Below are 17,689 nucleotides of genomic sequence, written 5' to 3'. Positions count from 1 at the left end.
AAATAAAAAATTGATTATTCAGTTTATAATGAAACTATGAAACAAATTGTCATACTTTTTTTGCTTACCGCTTTGCTTTTTGCTACTTCTTGCAAAAAAGATAGACTTTATTCCGGTAGCGATGAAGTACTTAAATTTTCTGCCGATACACTTACTTTTGATACCGTTTTTACATCTGTTGGTAGCATAACAAGATACTTTAAAGTAGAAAACACGCTAAAAGAAACCGTTAAATTAGATAAAGTTGAGCTAATGGGCTTACCGGGCACACAATTTAGAATAAATGTAGATGGCGAACCTGGCAGAATAATTGAAAACATTGAAATTCCGGCAAAAGATTACATCTACATCTTTGCCGAAGTAACCGTTGACCCAAACAATCAAAACAATCCTTTTGTTTTATTAGATGAAATTGAATACCACTACAACGGTATAGTTCAAAAATCGTATTTGCGAGCTTGGGGACAAAATGCTTATTTTCATTACGGAGAAGTTATTACGGGCGATTCTATTTGGAACAACGACAAACCACACGTAGTAGTTAGAAATGATTCTTTCCCCGGTGTAGGTATTGAAAGTTTTGGCTCGTTGCAAATAAAAGCTGGCTGCAAAGTTTATTTTACCGCAGGAAGTGGCATTTTTTCTGACGGACCACTAACTATAGGCGAACCCAACTGCATGGACTCTGTAGTGTTGCAAAGCGATAGAATAGAAGACTTGCCTAACGGATTGATTTATGACGATATGAAAGGACTTTGGCTGGGCATAGTACTAAGAAATGGAGCTACCGGCACGTTTCATAACACCATAATAAACAATGCCACTTATGGTATTTTAGGAAGGTGGATTTTTGATGATTTTAGCACTTTTAGTCAAAGCAACCAACCACAATTAGTGCTGGATAAAGTAAAAATTAAAAACACATCAAATACCGCCTTATTTTGTTTAAATGCCAATGTGGAATGCAATAATTCTATTTTCTATAGTGCAGGAAATGGATTGGCTACCTTAGCCATGGGCGGAAATTACGATTTTACAAATTGCACCTTTTACGGAACAGGAGAGCAAGCTGCCGTTGCTTTATCTAATTATGCAAGTAATGGAACACAAGGTGGCTATGGCAATTTAACTGCTGCTAATTTTACCAATTGTATTATTTACGGAAGCAAAAATGATGAGTTTTCTATAAACAATGATGACATTGCCGATTTTAATTTTGACCTACAAAACTGTTTAGTAAAAACATCTTTAAACACAGATACCAGCACCTACACAAACTGTATTTTTAACCAAAATCCACAGTTTGAAAATATGCAAGAAGGTGATTTTCATTTAAGAGATAACTCTCCATGCATAGCTACAGGTACAAATTCTACCTATTTATACGACTATTATTGCAATCTACACAACAATCCTTTTGATATAGGAGCAATATTGTATTAATTTCTGCTTTACATTTAATATCTTTATCTTTCAATTAAGTTCCAAGCATTTTATATGTCATTTAAGTTTAAAGATATTTACCAAAAAGTTAGCGATACACTATACTTTTTCCCCTTTAATCTTATACTAAATCACATAAAAGAAAACTTTGTATTAGGCTTTAGCTGGCTTATAATCTTACTAATGGTTACTAATAATTTTGGTATAGATTATGGCATGCCTATTCTGTTTTTAAATCCCGAATATTTTGGCATAGTAGGCTACTTTAGTTTTCATATAGTGGGTATGTGCTTGGGCATATTTTACATTACATGGAATTTAATAAGCTACCTAATGTATAGCTATCGCTATCCTTTTATGGCAAGTTTAAAATGGCCTTTTGCCATGTTTACTTTTAATAATAGCATTATTCCTCTGGCATTTTTTATAGTTTATGTATATAAAATTATCCAATTTCAACAAGTGGAAATGGATAAAGATAATATTCAAATAGCGTGGATGATATTGGGAATTGCTTCTGGATTTGCCTTAATACTTTTTACCACCTCTTTTTATTTTTTACTAACCAATAAAAATATTTTTAAATTCATTAACCAAGAAGACCATGATTTTAATAATGAAGAAACCAGTTGGGTAGATTTAAACAATTTTGGGAAAGCAGAAAAAGTTGAATATTATTTATCAAGAAAATTTAGAATAAGACCTGTAAGAGAAGTAAAACATTACAGCGAAAGACTTTTAAGAAAAGTATTTCAGCAACATCACATCAATGCCTTTTTAATCATTTTTCTTAATACTTTGCTTTTAGTTGCCTTAGGTTTTGTAGTTGATAATCCCATTTTTGAAATTCCGGCAGCAGGCACTATTTTCTTGTTTTTTAGTATTTTGATTTCTTTGTCGGGATTAATATATCATTGGGCAGGCAAGTGGGGCACAGTTATGCTTATAGCGGTTTTGCTTACTTTAAACTATTTTTCTAAAACAAAATGGATGCAAAGAGATAGCCAAGCTTATGGCTTAGACTATACTTATAAGCAAGAATATTCTTTAGAAGAGCTTCGCAAAATAGCTAATGAAGATTCTATAGAGCTGGACATAAGCAATACCCTAAAAATATTGGAAAAATGGAAAGAAAAAAATACCGAGGGAAAACCATACCGATATAAACCTAAAATGGTAATAGTATTATCTTCCGGTGGTGGAAATAGAGCCGCAGCATATACCGTTAAAGTGCTTCAAACATTAGACAGCCTTAGCAATGGCGATTTTTTAAACCATACCATGCTTATGTCTGGTGCCTCTGGCGGAATGATGGGCATAACTTATTATAGAGAATTGTACTTAAGGAAAAAGTTAAATATATTGGACAACATTTATAGTGAAAAATATGTCCAAAATGTATCTGGCGATTTAATAAATAAAATAACCAGCACCATAGTAACAAACGATATGTTTTTTGGCTTTAAAAAATATAAATTAAATAATAAAAAATATACTTTTGATAGAGGTACGGCATTTGAGTTAGCTTTTAATAATTACACTGAAGATTTATTAAAAAAACCTATAGTAGAATATGAAAATTTTGAAAAAAATGCAACCATACCTATGTTATTGCTTAATACTATTAGCATTACAGATTTAAGAAAATTAGTTATAAGTCCGCACAATGTAAGATATTTAATGCATGCCAATACAGACATACACGGCAATAAAGACAATTTAAACATAGATGCCATAGATTTTAAATCTTTTTTTAGCAAAAATAATCCCGATAGTTTAAATGTAATTTCAGCAGTGCGAATGAATGCTACCTATCCGCTTATTTTGCCTAATGTTTCCTTGCCCAGCGAGCCTAAAATAGATGTATTTGATGCCGGAATTAGAGATAATTTTGGAATAGAAGATGCGGTAAGATTTATTAATGTATTTCAAAATTGGATTAAGAAAAATACCAGTGGCGTTATGATAGTGCAAATAAGAGATAACGTAAAAAACAAAAAAATAGAAGATTTTGAGTATCAAACTTTTGTATCAAAATTAGGTTCTTCTTTTGGCAGTATTTATAGCAATATTACCAACTCGCAAGATTATTTGCACAATTATATGCTGGAAGGCACTAATGAAATTTTAGACGGAAAATTAAGTTTATACAACTTAGAATATAGTGTAGGCGACAATAAAAAACGAGCCAGCATGAGTTTGCGATTGAGCCAAAAAGAATTAGAAAATGTAATAGATGCAGCCGTAGATTCTACAAATATGCAAAGGTTTAATAAAATAATAGAAGAGATAGAAGAATAGTCAAAAGAAATAAACAATCTTAATTTCCTTCAGAAGCTAATAGCCGATACACAAAAACACGGTCTATAAACTCGCGGACGCAACCTTGACCACCTTTTTTCTCTAAAACGATATTAGCTATATTTTTTACTTCTGCCAAAGCATCACTCGGGCATGCAGATAAACCGACTTGTTGCATTACTTTAGCATCATTAATATCATCGCCTATAAAAGCTACGTTTTCAAAACTTATATCTAATTCGTCAAGCCATTGGTTAAGTATTTCTTCTTTATCTGCATTGCCAGCATAGCAGTATCTTACCCCCAACATAGCCGCTCTGTAATGAACTATTTTTTTGCTGATACTGGCACTTAAAAAAGCAACTTCAACGCCCGTTTTCATCAATTTTTTAATACCCATTCCGTCTTTGGTATTAAATTTTTTCATTTCATCGCCTTTTTCCGAAATGTAAATACCTCCGTCAGTTAATGTACCGTCAACATCTAATACCAATAATTGAATTTCATGTGTATCCATATCCTAAATTTAGTAGTTTTTATACTTAAAACAGTATGAAGTTAATAAGTTTTAATTGCTTACACAGTTTTACAATACTTTTTTTAATTAATTTAGCACACCAAATGAGCAAAAGTTCAAAACGTACTAAGAAAAACAACCCCACTTATTTTATTTCAATAATAAGTATAAGTTTAATTTTATTTGTTTTAGGCATAATAGCTACGTTCTTTGTGCAGTCGGCAAAACTTAGCCAAAGTATAAAAGAAAATTTAACCATTCAATTAGTGTTAAAGGAAAATGTAAGCGAAAGCGACCGTTTGCAACTTTCAAAACAATTGGAAAACAGAGATTTTGCTAAATCTGTAGAAATAGTGAATAAAGAAGATGCTGCGGAACTGATGAAAGAAGAATTAGGCGAAGATTTTATAAACACCATTGGTTACAACCCTTTGCCAGATGCCGTTTTGCTTAAATTAAATGCTCCATACTCAAATAAAGATAGTGTAGCGTGGATTATGGACGATATACGCAAAAACAATTTAGTAAGCAGTATAAATTATGATGCTCAGCTTTTAGAAGAGATAAATAATATTTCTACCAAAGTTTTAATAGGCTTGTTGGCTTTTTTAGTGCTGTTAATTCTTGTTAGTTACATTATAATAGACAATACCATAAAATTGGCTATGTTTTCTAAACGGTTTATTATTAGAAGTATGCAATTGGTGGGAGCTACAAGGTGGTTTATAACCAAACCTTTTATATTAAGAGGGCTTTTAAACGGAATTATAAGTACTGTTTTGGCATCGTTACTTTTAATGCTAACGGTATTTTTATTTGAAAAATATGTTATACCCATCAATGTGTTTGCTAATATTTTAGATTTTATACTTATTTTTGGAGCATTAATTATTTTAGGTGTTCTAATTTCGCTGATAAGTACAAGCTTTGCAGTAAGAAAATATTTAAGAATGAAATTAGATGACCTTTATTAAATGAATAGACTGGCAGACAGATAGACATAGATTTTTAGACAATTAGATAATAGACTATATTATGAGTAAATCACAATTATTATATACAAAAATGAACTACATACTAATGGCAGTAGGTGTAGTAATAATTATTATTGGTTTTATGCTAATGGCTGGCGGTGGTGCCGAGCTGGGTCCTGACGGCTACGCTCATGAGTTTGATAAAGCCGGTTTGTATAGTTTTAGACGCATTACCTTAGCTCCTATAGTTATAATGTTAGGTTTTATACTTGAAGTTTTTGCCATAATGAAAAACTTTAAGAAGGCTGACGCTTAATGGAAAACTGGCAAGCTATAGTTTTAGCTATTATTGAAGGGCTTACCGAGTTTTTGCCCGTTTCTTCTACCGGACACATGATTATAGGCTCTGCTTTTATGGGCATAGCAGAAAATGAATATGTAAAAATGTTTACCGTAGCCATACAGTTTGGTGCTATTCTTTCCGTTTTGGTTTTGTATTGGAAACGTTTTTTACAATCCTTTGATTTTTATGTAAAGCTATTTATAGCTTTTGTTCCTGCTGCAATTTTTGGCTTATTACTTAATGATTATATAGATGCTTTATTAGAAAGCCCGCTAACTGTGGGTATCAATTTAATTTTAGGTGGAATAGTTTTACTTTTTGTAGATAAATATTTTGCTAAAAATGAAGAAGTAACAGGCAAGCAAGAGATAAGCTATGTAAAAGCTTTAATTATAGGTTTCTTTCAAGTAATAGCTATGATGCCTGGTGTTTCTCGCTCTGCGGCAACTATTATAGGCGGACTTAGCCAAAAACTAAATAGGACAAATGCTGCTGAATTTTCATTCTTTTTAGCAGTGCCAACTATGCTGGCAGCCACAGGCTACAAAATGCTAAAGTATCAACTTGATTTTGGTTTTCAATCTTCAGATTTAGGCATATTAGCTTTAGGAAATATTGTAGCTTTCATTGTAGCACTCATTGCCATAAAAGGCTTTATAAGCTTCTTAACCAAATATGGTTTTAAAATGTTTGGTTATTACAGAATAGTTGTGGGGGTTATTCTAATAGTTTTATTGAAGTTTACAACTATACTGTAATACCGTTTAGGAATATATAATAGTCCAATATCGGCTTCCGCCTTATTGTACTAAATATATTGCTCTAACGGCATTTACCATTATAAAACACAAAATAGATTAGACTATTTTGTGTCAACAATTGGTACAACTATTATTATTTTCAAATAAAATAAATTTAAAAAAAACTTAATTATATAATATTTAATTTTATCTTTGAATGGCAACAAACTAAAAAAGATGAAATTTATATCTACAATTCTATTTTGTATTCTTTTTATTTTAGGTTCATCACAAAATACACCTCCAATAGCAGTTAATGATACTGCAACTGTTGATGAAGACACCCCTGTTACGATAGATATGCTTGGCAATGACTATGACGCCCAAGGACCGTTGGATGTTACAAGTTTGTCATTTACATTAACTCCAACCTATGGCACAATTACTTCTAATGGTGGTTCAGTTATTACATATATTCCAGACCCAAATTTTGTTGGAACAGACTATTTTGGTTATGAAGTTTGTGATACCGGAATTCCTGTTTTATGTGATACTGCAATTGTTTATATTAATGTAAATCCAGTAACAGATTCTTTACCAGCTGAGACTTGTGAAGGATGTCCAATTGATTTATGTATTGAAACTCAGTTTAACAATCCTATTACTACCACAAGTGTAATCTCACCTTTTTCTAATTATGGAACATTATCTCCGACAATGCCAGGATGTATGAATTACACTTCAAATTGTTGGGGATTTGATACTGTATTCATTGAAGTTTGCACTAGCAACATCTGTGATACAACAATTTTTTTTATCCAAACTACCACTGTTGCTGATACCATAAACTACACCAGTCAAATGAATACGACTGTTAACTTTTGTTTAGATTCTTTTACTTGTTATTCTGGTAACAATTTGAGTTCATCTTTATTAAGTTTAGCATTTAATGGAATAATAACCCAAACTTCTCCAACTTGTTATGAATACGTTCCGGCTAACAACTTCTTTGGACCCGACACAGCGGATTTCGAACTTTGTAATAATTCCTACAACAATATTTGTGATACCATCACTATTGCATTTGATATAACTGGCGTGCATATTATAGGTAACATAAGTACATCTCTTGCTACTCCTCTACAAAACTCGACTGTATTATTAATAGGTTATGATTCAAGTGTAGACTCTGTTGGATTATTTGCTCAAACAACAACAGACACTAGTGGTTTTTTTGAATTTATAAATATATATGCTGATATGTATATTAAAGCGATTCCTGATTCTTCACATTATCCAAATGAGGTTCCAACCTATTATACAAATTCTACCACTTTTAGCTCTGCAATCAGTGTGCCTCATATAATTCCTTATTCTATAGCCAACTTTAATACAATAGCAGGCGTAAATCCTGGAGGTTCTGGATTTATCTCTGGCTACGTTTCTTTAGGAGCGGGTAAAAAAGATGGAGGAGAACCTGTAGAAAACCTAAATCTTATTTTGAAAAACACTAACAATGAAGTAGTAAAACATACAACCACTAATAGCTTAGGCTATTTTGAATATGACAATCTTGCTATTGACGAGTATTCAGTTTGGGTAGATAACTATACTGTTTCTAATGATAGCACTCCTATAGTTTCACTATTAGAGAATAGTTTGCAAGAAAATCTTAGTTTCACTTTAGAAGAAGATATTTTAATTTTAAACAAAGCAACAGCTATTACTTCTAATAAAAATCTTAATGTTAGCATATATCCAAATCCAACAACAGGAACAATTAACATAGAAAATACTGCTTCTAATTCGTTTTTAGAAATTTACAACATATTAGGTAATTTGGTTTTCACTAAAGCTATTAATACAAATTCTACTTCTGTAAACTTGCTAAATAATGGAATAAGTAAAGGAACTTACATTATTAAGTTAAAATCTGATAATGATATTTTTTGCACTAAAGTTGTTCTGAAATAATTTTTTAATTAGACAATTACCTAATTTCCAAATTATCTAATTAGCAAGCTACATCCTCAACCACTTATACCAATCTTTAAAGCTGGCTTTTTTGCCGTACATAAGTATGCCTGCTTTGTATATTTTAGCAGCAAACCACACCATAGCAAAAACGGACGTTATAAGTATTAGAATAGACAAACCCAATTGCCAAACTGGAACATCATAAGCTATACGCATCATCATAGAAACGGGAGAAGTAAATGGAATTAATGACAACCAAAATCCTACGGGTCCATCGGGATTGTCCATAATAGAAAACGAACCATATACACCTAACATTAACGGAATTAAACCCACCCACATAAATTGTTGTGTATCCGTTTCATTATCTACAGAAGCTCCTATCGCTGCAAAAAATGCACTGTATAGCAAATAACCAAAAAAGAAATAAATTAAAAATGAGATTATGATTAACGGATAGTTTAATTGGAATAAAGCATCTACAGTTTGGCTAAATTCTGCATTCATATTTTCTTGCATTATTGCCGGGTTTTGTGCCATTAGGTTATTATTTGGCATTCCTCCCGCAGGAAATAAATTGTGAAAAACAGTAAGTAATATCACTATAAAAATAATCCAAATAACAAACTGTGTAATTGCCATTAAAGTAGTGCCCAATATTTTACCAATCATTAAGTTAAATGGTTTTACAGAGGAAATAATAATTTCTACAACACGGTTACTTTTTTCTTCTAAAACACTACGCATTACTCTTATACTATACATCATTATAAACATAAAAGTGGCATACATCAACATAGTTGAAATAACCATTTTTATGGTTTCTAAACTCTCATTAGAATTTGTAGAACCTGTACTGCTCAATTTCTCTACCTTTATAGAAACATTGGTTTTTATTTCTTCAAAATCTTCTTTAGAAACACCTTTTTGTGCCAATTTTAACTCTTCTATATGATTTGCTATTTTATTTTGTAGGCTCGTTAATTTTGTAACACTAAAATTTTTGTTGCTCAAAAGCAATATTCCTTCTACAAGATTTTGATAGTTTTCATCCGCTTTTGGAATAAATAATATACCTTGAAAATTGTTTGAAGTATTTAAACTGTCTTTTAAAGCACTAAAATCAGCATCATTATAAAAAGAAAACAGCTCATTTTCTGTGGATTTAAAAACAGTACTAAACAAACCACTGTTATCTATTACCGCTATTTTATCTGTTTGTTGATTAGCTTTGCTAAAAAAAATTACTAAAGCAAAAAGTGCCATCATAAGCAGTGGCATAGCCAAAGTAAGAATAATAAAAGATTTCTTTTTTACTTGAACTAAATATTCTCTTTGGGTAACTAATAATATTTGATTCATAACTATTCTTTTACCGCTTTTAAGAATATTTCGTTCATGCTTGGTGTCATTTCATTAAAGTAAATTAATTCTCCAAGCTTATTTATTTCGTTTATTACTTTTTTTGTAGTGTTTTGTGTAGTGTTTAATACAAAATCTGCCACATCTTTATTGGTTTTAAGCTCTATAATATCGTACTGCTGTTTAAAATCTGAAAACAACTCAGCATTATTTACTTTGAGTTTCACTTTAAGTTTGCCTTCTTTAAACTGCTGCTTTATGTCGTTAATTTCTCCATCCAGTATTTTTTCAGATTTATTAATTAAAGCCACATAATCACACATTTCTTCCACAGATTCCATTCTATGAGTAGAAAAAATTATGGTTGTTCCCTTTGCTTTTAGTTGCAATATTTCATCTCTTATTATATTGGCATTTACGGGATCAAAACCGCTAAAAGGTTCATCAAAAATTATAAGTTTAGGTTCGTGCAGTACGGTAGTTATAAACTGTACTTTTTGTCCCATTCCTTTTGACAGTTCATTTATTTTTTTGTCCCACCAACCTTTAATTTGCAGTTTTTCAAACCAAAGTTTTAATCTTTTGGTAGCTTCAGCTTTTTCTAAACCTTTTAATTGAGCTAAATAAATGGCTTGTTCACCTACTTTCATATTTCGGTATAGTCCTCTTTCTTCCGGCATATAACCTATTTGTGCTATATGCTTTTGTTGTAAGGTTTCGCCATTAAACAATATTTTTCCTGTATCGGGAAAAGAAATTTGGTTTATTATTCTTAAAAAGGTGGTTTTTCCTGCTCCATTTGGTCCAAGTAAACCATAAATGCTTCCTTCAGGAATTTTTATATTGAAATTTTGCAATGCCTTTTTATCTCCAAAAGATTTGCTGATGTTTTGGGTTTCAAGTAATATATTACTCATTAGTTATTTTATTAAAGGCTTTTAAGCTTTTGCTTTTGCAATTCTTGCTTCTATATCTTTAAGTTCGCCTTTTGGTATGGCGTGAATTAGGCGTTGTGTATATTCTCTTTGTGGATTATTATAAATATCATCGGCAGCACCCATTTCTTCTATTTTTCCTTTGTTCATAACCACCATTCTATCACTCATAAATTTAACTACACTTAAATCGTGCGAGATAAAAATGTAAGTAAAGTTGTATTCTTTTCGCAAGTTTAGCAATAGATTAAGCACCTGTGCTTGCACCGAAACATCTAATGCCGATACAGATTCATCGCAAATAATAAAACGTGGATTAAGTGCCAAAGCACGGGCTATACAAATACGCTGACGCTGCCCTCCACTAAACTCATGCGGGTATCTATAATAATGTTTAGGATCTAAATCTACGGTTTCAAGCAAGCTTTCTACCTTTTCTTTTCTTTGTTTTTCATTGCCGTACAAACCATGCACAGTCATAGGTTCTTGTATGGCTCCGCCAATAGTCATACGGGGGTTTAAAGAAGAGTAAGGGTCTTGAAAAATTATTTGCATATCCTTACGCATTTCTTTCATTTCTTTGGCAGGAAGCTGCAATAAGTTTTTTCCTTCAAAAAATACTTCTCCGCTATGTGCCGGTGCTAAATTTAATATGGTACGCCCCAGTGTGGTTTTTCCGCACCCCGATTCGCCAACTAATCCAAGCGTTTCGCCCGGATAAACATCAAAAGTAACATCATCTACAGCTTTAACCCAATCAGTTGTTTTGCCAAATAAATTCTTTTTAGTAGGAAACCATGTGTGTAAATTTTTAACCTTTAAAATAGGTTCTTTCTCTTTTAAGCCTTCTAATCTGGCTTTGGTTTCATTTTCAGAAACTATTACTTTATTTATGGCTTCTTCTACAGAAGTGTTTAGCTCTATAATTTTTCCATTTTCTACTTTCATGAAATCTTTTACCGTAGGTAAAGTGCTTAATCGCAGTCCTAATGGCGGTCGGCAAGCTAATAGTGAACGCGTATAAGGATGTCGTGGATTTTTAAAAATATCTAAAACACTGCCTTCTTCTACTATATCACCTTTGTACATCACTATAACTCGGTCGGCTATTTCGCCTATAACGCCTAAATCGTGGGTAATAAAAACTATTGAGCTATCTATAGTTTCACTCAATTCGTTCATTAACTCCAATATGGTTTTTTGTACGGTTACATCTAAAGCGGTAGTGGGCTCATCGGCTATTAATATATCAGGGTTGCAACTCATTGCCATGGCTATCATTACCCTTTGCTTTTGCCCACCCGATAATTGATGAGGATAAGCATCAAAAATACGTGGCGGTGTAGGCAACTGTACTTTTTCAAACATTTCTAAAGTTATTTCTTTAGCTCTTTGTTTATCTACGTTTTGATGTAGCAAAATAGCCTCCATAACTTGATCGCCACAAGTAAAAACAGGGTTTAAAGAAGTCATAGGCTCTTGAAAAATCATAGAGATGTCATTACCTCTATATTTTCGCATTTCATCTTCCGATAATTTTAAAAGATCTACTTGCTTACCATCTTTAGTGTGGTATATAATTTCGCCACTGCTTATTTTGCCCGGAGGAGAAGGAATTAAACGCATGATAGACAATGATGTAACGGATTTTCCGGAGCCAGACTCTCCCACTATTCCCACGGTTTCGCCTCTATAAAGATTAAAACTAATACCTTTTACTGCTTTAACGCTTCCTTCTTCGGTATTAAACTCGGTTACTAAATTTTTAACTTCTAATAATAACTTCTTTTCACTCATATTGTGTTCACTTATTTTTGATTGCCTTTGCAAAATAAACTACTAAAGTAAGGCAATATTTTTAATTATTCAGCTTTGCGAAGCTCAACATTAATTTCATGTGGTTTTGCAAGGATAATTCTTCTAAAATTTCTGCATTATTTGAAAAATCAAACGTGTTTTTGTCAAAGTTTAATATTTTTTCTTTCCAAATCTCTATGTCATTAGTGAGCACATATCCATTATGACTGTTTATAAACTCGCCTGCACCTACTTTTGTGCTTACTATAGCCGGCACTTTTTGGCTTATGGCTTCTATTACTATTTGCCCAAAAGGTTCGTATATAGCAGGATGAAGCAGACAATCTACAGCTTGGTACAGCACGCTCATGTCTTTTACAAAACCTAAAGATGTTATGTTTTTGGTGTTTTTTACGGGTGTACCAGCTATTAATAGTTTGTAATTTTCGGGTAGTTTTTTAAATATTTTCTTTAAAAATGGCAAGCCTTTTCTTTTATGGCTGGTAGAAACAAACAAAAAAAGTTTGTCGCTACTATTAAAATTAAGTTTAGCCCGTGCTTCTTCTTTTGTGTATAAAATGCTAAAGGTTTTTAAGTTAATAGGCGGATATAAAACTTTAACTTTTTGAGGAGAAACGCCATAATATTGTTCTATTTCATTTTTTACCATTTCAGAGCAGGCATATATAATTTTGGCATAAGAAAAAGATTGTTTTTCTAAATGCAACTGCACTAAATCAATAGGCGTTTTTAAAATAGCATTACTTGCCTTAAAAAATCCCTTATGCGTATTGGGTGCCAATAAATATTTTACCCTATTTCTTTCTAAGGCTAATGCAAAATCGTAGTTGTTTTCATTAAAAACTTGATGCAGTTTTTTATCAAAAAAGTAGTTTCTAAAGTGTTTTATGTGTTTTTTTACGTTTATATAATGTAGGTTTAAACCGTTCGGTATTGCTATATTAGCATCTATTTCGGCAGTATATAAATCTACGGTATCGCCTTTTTGCAGAAAATAATTTATATAGTTAAAAAGTCGGGTTTCTAAGCCACCTTTATACTTATAGCGTGTATGTATTAAAGCTATTTTCATTTAATAGAAAGTAAAAGTAATTAAAAAATGGTATAGCTATTGTATATTTGTAACCAAACAAACGTTTGATAGATAAATAATGAATACTGCAAGAGAAATAATATTATCGTTAAAAGATAGATACATACCAAGCGAAGAAAGAGAAGATTTAGATACTACATTCCATTTTGAAATAAGTGGAGATGATGGCGGAGATTTTACGGTACATATAGAAGACAATAAATGCACAGTAGAGGAAGGCTTGCATGGCGAAGCTAACTGTATAGTGAAATGTAAAGACTCTGTTTATAGCGATTTAGAACTGGGAAAAACCAATGCCCAAATGGCTTTTATGATGGGCAAAATTAAAATTAGTAATATTGGAGCTATGATGAAGTTTGTAAACAACTTTAAGAAGTTGCATTAATTTTATATCCGTAAAGATACCTATGAAGTATTTTACATTAACTTTTCTTTAGTAGAAAAGTTACAAAACCTGCCTTGACGGCAGTCAGGGAATCGCACTAAGTTTTCAGCGACCCATTGTAGCCTTATAGGTATTCGGAACATCAATTTAATAATTGTTTTCGTAAAAGGAATTTGGGATTCCATATAAATTTTTCCGTTTCACTACAAAATTTTATGGAATGACGCCCATTATATGATGATTTTTTTACTTTTGTATCAAGGCAAAAGTAAAAGACCACAAACTGTAATTCAAATTACTTAAACGTCCCAAGATGTTATCTTAAAGCATAAATTATTGGTATAATAGCGGATAGTCATATTTTATTCATAAAGCGAAAGCCTATTTTTTAAGCTGTTTAATTCGGTAGTTAAACTGTCTATTTGGTCTAAAAGATTAAAAACAGCATCAATACCTGCCGTGTTTATATCCATTTCATGATGCATACGTATCATTTTTTCTACTCTGCTAAGTTGCTCACTATTTATACTTATTTCATTATTTACTAAAACAGTTTTTATTAAGCCTATTTCATTAAGTTCATCTAAAAATAAAGGATCAACATTATATTCAGTACAAATAGTTTTTATGTATATAATTTCTTGATTATCCATTGTTGCTTAGTTTTTTAAGTTCCTCAAAAAGTTCTTTTTCTTTGCTTGTTAAATTTGTAGGTATGTCAATATTGTATGTAATGTATAAATCGCCAAAACTGTCTTTTTTCTTGTAAACAGGAAATCCTTTGCCCGATAATTTTACTTTAGTTCCATTGTTAGTTCCTTGTTTTACTTTTAATTTCACTTTACCCTCAAAAGTGTTTACCGTTATTTCTCCACCTAAAATAGCCGTATATAAATCTAATTTTTCATCTTTATATAAATCACTTTTATCTCTTTTAAAAGCTGTATCATTATTAATAGAAAATGTAATGTATAAATCGCCATCAGGTCCACCATTCATACCCTTGCCACCTTTGCCTTTTATTTTTATAGTTTGTCCGTTTTCTACCCCGGCAGGTATAGTTAGTCTAAGCTTTTGATTGTTAAACTGTATTACTTGTTTTTGAGCGGTGTAAACATCTTTTAAATTAAGTTGCAACTGAGCATTTACATCTTGTCCTTTGTATTTTACGTTTGCTCTACTCCTACCCCCACTAAAACCACCCATCCCTCCAAACATACTCTCAAAAAAATCGGAATACTGACCAGCATCTCCATTAAAATGACTACCAAAATCTGATGCATCATTTGAGTAGGTATATTGCTGTTGACTTTGCTGCTGCTTGCGAGCATTTTCATATTGTTCTGCATGCTCCCAATCTTTGCCATACTTATCGTATTTTTTACGTTTTTCGGGGTCCATAAGCACTTCTTTAGCCTCATTTATCTCTTGAAAACGAGCTTCTGCTTTTTCATCATTAGGATTCAAATCGGGGTGATGCTTCCTTGTAAGCTTTCTATATTGCTTTTTTATTTCATCTTGTGTAGCATTTTTATCTACACCAAGTATTTTATAATAATCTTTATATTCCATTTTGTTTTACTTACTTTAAGAATATCAATTATTATTCCTTTACAAACATTAAGACAATACGTTATAAAAAACATAAAACTTATTGTCAGATTGTCAGATTATACCGATTATTAACCCGAAATAGTTTAGATTATTTTGGGGTTTACAATGGTAAATGCCGTTAGATTAAGATGTTTAGTACAATAAGGATTAACCGAACTCAGGTTTTAAAGAAGAACAAAAGAACAACTGTAGTGTTTGAAAAAGAAATATTACATTTACCTTTGTGATGCAGACCTTTATTGGCATAATTGCCCGATAGACTTAAACAAAATGAAAAGAAATTTATTATCAAAAACGGTCAACCTTACTTAGGGACATCCACAATGAAAAAAGTAGCAGTAGTAATATTAAATTGGAATGGAAAACATTGGTTAGAAAAATTTTTGCCAAGTGTTACTCAATACAATGATGATGATTTATCGGATATTATTATTGTTGACAATGCCTCTACTGATAATTCACTTTCTTTTTTAAAAAACAATTATCCTCAGCTAAAAACTATAATTTTTAATGAAAACTACGGTTTTACAGGCGGGTACAATAAAGCTTTGCTTAATCTTGATGGATATGAATATTTTGTTTTGCTAAATAGCGATATAGAAGTAACCGAAAATTGGCTAAATCCCATTATTAATTTAATGGACAGCAATAAAAACATAGCGGCTTGCCAACCAAAAATATTGAGTTACAACAACAAAGAATACTTTGAATATGCTGGAGCGGCAGGTGGTTTTATTGATTATTTAGGGTATCCCTTTTGTAGAGGACGTATTTTTGACACTTTAGAAAAAGACGAAGGACAATATAACGATACCATGCAAGTTTTTTGGGCATCGGGGGCATGTATGTTTGTGCGTGCAGGGGTATATAAAAAAATGAACGGTTTAGATGAACATTTTTTTGCTCACATGGAAGAAATAGACCTTTGCTGGCGTATGCAAAACGCTGGGTTTGAAGTTTGGGTACAACCACAATCTACGGTTTATCATGTAGGAGGAGGAACTTTAAACAGCGATAGCCCGAGAAAAACATACTTGAATTTTAGGAACAACCTATTAATGATGCTTAAAAACATAGATTTGTTTAAAGTATATCCTTTGTTATTTATGCGTATGGTATTAGACGGACTGGCAGGTATTAAGTTTATAACACAAGGAAAGTTTGCCCACTGTTTTGCTATTGTTAAAGCACATTTTTCTTTTTATAAAATGCAGTTTAAATACTTAAAAAACCGAAACAGGCAAAAACCACTAAATACCATTGTAAAACAAAGCATAGTTTTTAACTATTTTATAGATGGAAAAAAGAAGTTTAGTGAGTTGGGGAAAAAGTAAAGGGCTCGCAAAGACACAAAGCATTACGTAATACGTCATGCCTCTGCCTTTCGGCAGACACGGTTTGCAGAAAGGCATCTCTAAAACTACCACATAAACTTACCAACAAATGTTGATTTATTAAAATAAATTTACTAACTTTGTTTGACAGTATGTAAAAAACATTAAAACGATTTTTTACACAGACGTTGGCAGCAATGTTTTGACTACTCAAAAGTATTAACCAGAACAAAGATAAAATGAAAAACAAACTTTACTTCGGCTATATTTTAGCAATAATTAGTTGCACTTTAATCTCTTGTCATTCCGATGACCCAATTCCAACTTCAAATGACGGAGATAGTTACATTGAGTGCAAATTGAACGGTGTTTTTTGGAAAGCAACATACGATGAAATACAATATACAATGTTAGGTGGAATAGCAAAAATTAATATGGACACATTAGCCATTTCAGGAGCCGGTCTCAAATCAGATGGCATAAATTACATAAATGCTATTCAAATTGGCGGAAAAAATATTTCAGGTATCGGTACATATGATTTGAATGACCCCAATATTGAGTTTGGCGGTGCAACTCTTTTGCTTAGTCTTGGAACGGGAACAAATCCAGTCTATGCCATTGGAGCTAGCACAGTAGGTTCTTCAGGTACATTAACCATAGAACAAGTAAAAGATGTGGTATTATTTGGATTTCCAATAAAAGCAGTAAAAGGAACTTTTAGTGGTGTTGCTATCAACAACATCGGAGAAACCATAACCATTACAGACGGAAAGTTTTTTGACTATAAAAGCAATTAAGAATAACAACACTACTGCCAACATCGGTTTTGCGCAATGGCGGGTTACGGATT

The 17,689-nt window shown here is 32.0% G+C and carries 16 protein-coding genes; 9 read left to right on the top strand and 7 right to left on the bottom strand.

From position 1 onward, the window contains the following. The first annotated feature begins 36 nt into the window (after positions 1-36). Together H6578_03605 and H6578_03600 are read left to right on the top strand one after the other, a co-directional pair. Positions 37-1,443 (top strand): hypothetical protein, encoded by a 1,407-nt coding sequence (locus H6578_03605; protein ID MCB9226248.1) that lies wholly within the window; start codon positions 37-39, stop codon positions 1,441-1,443. A 54-nt stretch (positions 1,444-1,497) separates the two neighbouring features. Continuing rightward, on the top strand, positions 1,498-3,744 hold the full coding sequence (locus H6578_03600; GenBank protein MCB9226247.1) for a patatin-like phospholipase family protein: 2,247 nt from the start codon (positions 1,498-1,500) through the stop codon (positions 3,742-3,744). Positions 3,745-3,763: 19 nt separating this feature from the next. Here H6578_03600 and H6578_03595 read toward each other — a convergent pair whose 3' ends face one another. Next, positions 3,764-4,261, bottom strand: coding sequence for an HAD-IIIA family hydrolase (locus H6578_03595; protein ID MCB9226246.1), 498 nt, complete (start codon positions 4,259-4,261; stop codon positions 3,764-3,766). 104 nt (positions 4,262-4,365) lie between these two features. Here H6578_03595 and H6578_03590 point away from each other — a divergent pair, with 104 nt between their 5' ends. From H6578_03590 to H6578_03575, 4 genes are all read left to right on the top strand, one after another. After that, positions 4,366-5,235, top strand: coding sequence for a cell division protein FtsX (locus H6578_03590; protein MCB9226245.1), 870 nt, complete (start codon positions 4,366-4,368; stop codon positions 5,233-5,235). Positions 5,236-5,296: 61 nt separating this feature from the next. Further along, positions 5,297-5,551, top strand: coding sequence for a DUF3098 domain-containing protein (locus H6578_03585; GenBank protein ID MCB9226244.1), 255 nt, complete (start codon positions 5,297-5,299; stop codon positions 5,549-5,551). Beyond that, positions 5,551-6,336: an undecaprenyl-diphosphate phosphatase gene (locus H6578_03580; GenBank protein MCB9226243.1), complete on the top strand. Its 786-nt coding sequence runs from the start codon at positions 5,551-5,553 to the stop codon at positions 6,334-6,336. Before H6578_03585 ends, H6578_03580 begins: the two co-directional genes overlap by 1 nt. 219 nt (positions 6,337-6,555) lie before the next feature. Further along, the gene (locus tag H6578_03575) at positions 6,556-8,292 is read left to right on the top strand and encodes a T9SS type A sorting domain-containing protein (GenBank protein ID MCB9226242.1); all 1,737 of its coding nucleotides are present in this window, start codon (positions 6,556-6,558) and stop codon (positions 8,290-8,292) included. 48 nt (positions 8,293-8,340) lie between these two features. Here the strand turns inward: H6578_03575 and H6578_03570 are convergent, their stop codons facing one another. From H6578_03570 to H6578_03555, 4 genes are all read right to left on the bottom strand, one after another. Next, a complete protein-coding gene (locus H6578_03570) occupies positions 8,341-9,657 on the bottom strand; it encodes an ABC transporter permease (GenBank protein ID MCB9226241.1) in 1,317 nt (438 codons plus the stop codon). A gap of 2 nt (positions 9,658-9,659) precedes the next feature. Further along, positions 9,660-10,574: an ABC transporter ATP-binding protein gene (locus H6578_03565; protein MCB9226240.1), complete on the bottom strand. Its 915-nt coding sequence runs from the start codon at positions 10,572-10,574 to the stop codon at positions 9,660-9,662. A 21-nt stretch (positions 10,575-10,595) separates the two neighbouring features. After that, a complete protein-coding gene (locus tag H6578_03560) occupies positions 10,596-12,389 on the bottom strand; it encodes an ABC transporter ATP-binding protein (GenBank protein ID MCB9226239.1) in 1,794 nt (597 codons plus the stop codon). Positions 12,390-12,450: 61 nt separating this feature from the next. Next, positions 12,451-13,482 (bottom strand): glycosyltransferase family 4 protein, encoded by a 1,032-nt coding sequence (locus H6578_03555; GenBank protein MCB9226238.1) that lies wholly within the window; start codon positions 13,480-13,482, stop codon positions 12,451-12,453. A 79-nt stretch (positions 13,483-13,561) separates the two neighbouring features. Here H6578_03555 and H6578_03550 point away from each other — a divergent pair, with 79 nt between their 5' ends. Continuing rightward, complete coding sequence (locus H6578_03550; protein MCB9226237.1) at positions 13,562-13,888, top strand: SCP2 sterol-binding domain-containing protein; 327 nt, start codon at positions 13,562-13,564, stop codon at positions 13,886-13,888. A 362-nt stretch (positions 13,889-14,250) separates the two neighbouring features. Here H6578_03550 and H6578_03545 read toward each other — a convergent pair whose 3' ends face one another. Together H6578_03545 and H6578_03540 are read right to left on the bottom strand one after the other, a co-directional pair. Then, positions 14,251-14,541, bottom strand: coding sequence for a chaperone modulator CbpM (locus tag H6578_03545; protein ID MCB9226236.1), 291 nt, complete (start codon positions 14,539-14,541; stop codon positions 14,251-14,253). Then, positions 14,534-15,460 (bottom strand): J domain-containing protein, encoded by a 927-nt coding sequence (locus tag H6578_03540; protein ID MCB9226235.1) that lies wholly within the window; start codon positions 15,458-15,460, stop codon positions 14,534-14,536. Before H6578_03540 ends, H6578_03545 begins: the two co-directional genes overlap by 8 nt. A 365-nt stretch (positions 15,461-15,825) precedes the next feature. Here H6578_03540 and H6578_03535 point away from each other — a divergent pair, with 365 nt between their 5' ends. Then, entirely contained in the window at positions 15,826-16,836 is a 1,011-nt protein-coding gene (locus H6578_03535) for a glycosyltransferase family 2 protein (protein MCB9226234.1), read from the top strand. Positions 16,837-17,075: 239 nt separating this feature from the next. Further along, entirely contained in the window at positions 17,076-17,636 is a 561-nt protein-coding gene (locus H6578_03530; GenBank protein MCB9226233.1) for a hypothetical protein, read from the top strand. Positions 17,637-17,689: the final 53 nt, after the last annotated feature.

Source organism: Chitinophagales bacterium (genome assembly GCA_020635995.1).
GTDB lineage: Bacteria > Bacteroidota > Bacteroidia > Chitinophagales > UBA8649 > JAFMKE01.
Note: the sequence above shows the minus strand (reverse complement) of the source record. Positions and strands in the feature narration are given on the sequence as shown.

Excerpts from the sequence above, each read along its gene's own strand:
- H6578_03605 (MCB9226248.1), top strand. The coding sequence starts at position 37 with ATGAAACAAATTGTCATACTTTTTTTGCTTACCGCTTTGCTTTTTGCT.
- H6578_03600 (MCB9226247.1), top strand. The coding sequence starts at position 1,498 with ATGTCATTTAAGTTTAAAGATATTTACCAAAAAGTTAGCGATACACTA.
- H6578_03595 (MCB9226246.1), bottom strand. The coding sequence starts at position 4,261 with ATGGATACACATGAAATTCAATTATTGGTATTAGATGTTGACGGTACA.
- H6578_03590 (MCB9226245.1), top strand. The coding sequence starts at position 4,366 with ATGAGCAAAAGTTCAAAACGTACTAAGAAAAACAACCCCACTTATTTT.
- H6578_03585 (MCB9226244.1), top strand. The coding sequence starts at position 5,297 with ATGAGTAAATCACAATTATTATATACAAAAATGAACTACATACTAATG.
- H6578_03580 (MCB9226243.1), top strand. The coding sequence starts at position 5,551 with ATGGAAAACTGGCAAGCTATAGTTTTAGCTATTATTGAAGGGCTTACC.
- H6578_03575 (MCB9226242.1), top strand. The coding sequence starts at position 6,556 with ATGAAATTTATATCTACAATTCTATTTTGTATTCTTTTTATTTTAGGT.
- H6578_03570 (MCB9226241.1), bottom strand. The coding sequence starts at position 9,657 with ATGAATCAAATATTATTAGTTACCCAAAGAGAATATTTAGTTCAAGTA.
- H6578_03565 (MCB9226240.1), bottom strand. The coding sequence starts at position 10,574 with ATGAGTAATATATTACTTGAAACCCAAAACATCAGCAAATCTTTTGGA.
- H6578_03560 (MCB9226239.1), bottom strand. The coding sequence starts at position 12,389 with ATGAGTGAAAAGAAGTTATTATTAGAAGTTAAAAATTTAGTAACCGAG.
- H6578_03555 (MCB9226238.1), bottom strand. The coding sequence starts at position 13,482 with ATGAAAATAGCTTTAATACATACACGCTATAAGTATAAAGGTGGCTTA.
- H6578_03550 (MCB9226237.1), top strand. The coding sequence starts at position 13,562 with ATGAATACTGCAAGAGAAATAATATTATCGTTAAAAGATAGATACATA.
- H6578_03545 (MCB9226236.1), bottom strand. The coding sequence starts at position 14,541 with ATGGATAATCAAGAAATTATATACATAAAAACTATTTGTACTGAATAT.
- H6578_03540 (MCB9226235.1), bottom strand. The coding sequence starts at position 15,460 with ATGGAATATAAAGATTATTATAAAATACTTGGTGTAGATAAAAATGCT.
- H6578_03535 (MCB9226234.1), top strand. The coding sequence starts at position 15,826 with ATGAAAAAAGTAGCAGTAGTAATATTAAATTGGAATGGAAAACATTGG.
- H6578_03530 (MCB9226233.1), top strand. The coding sequence starts at position 17,076 with ATGAAAAACAAACTTTACTTCGGCTATATTTTAGCAATAATTAGTTGC.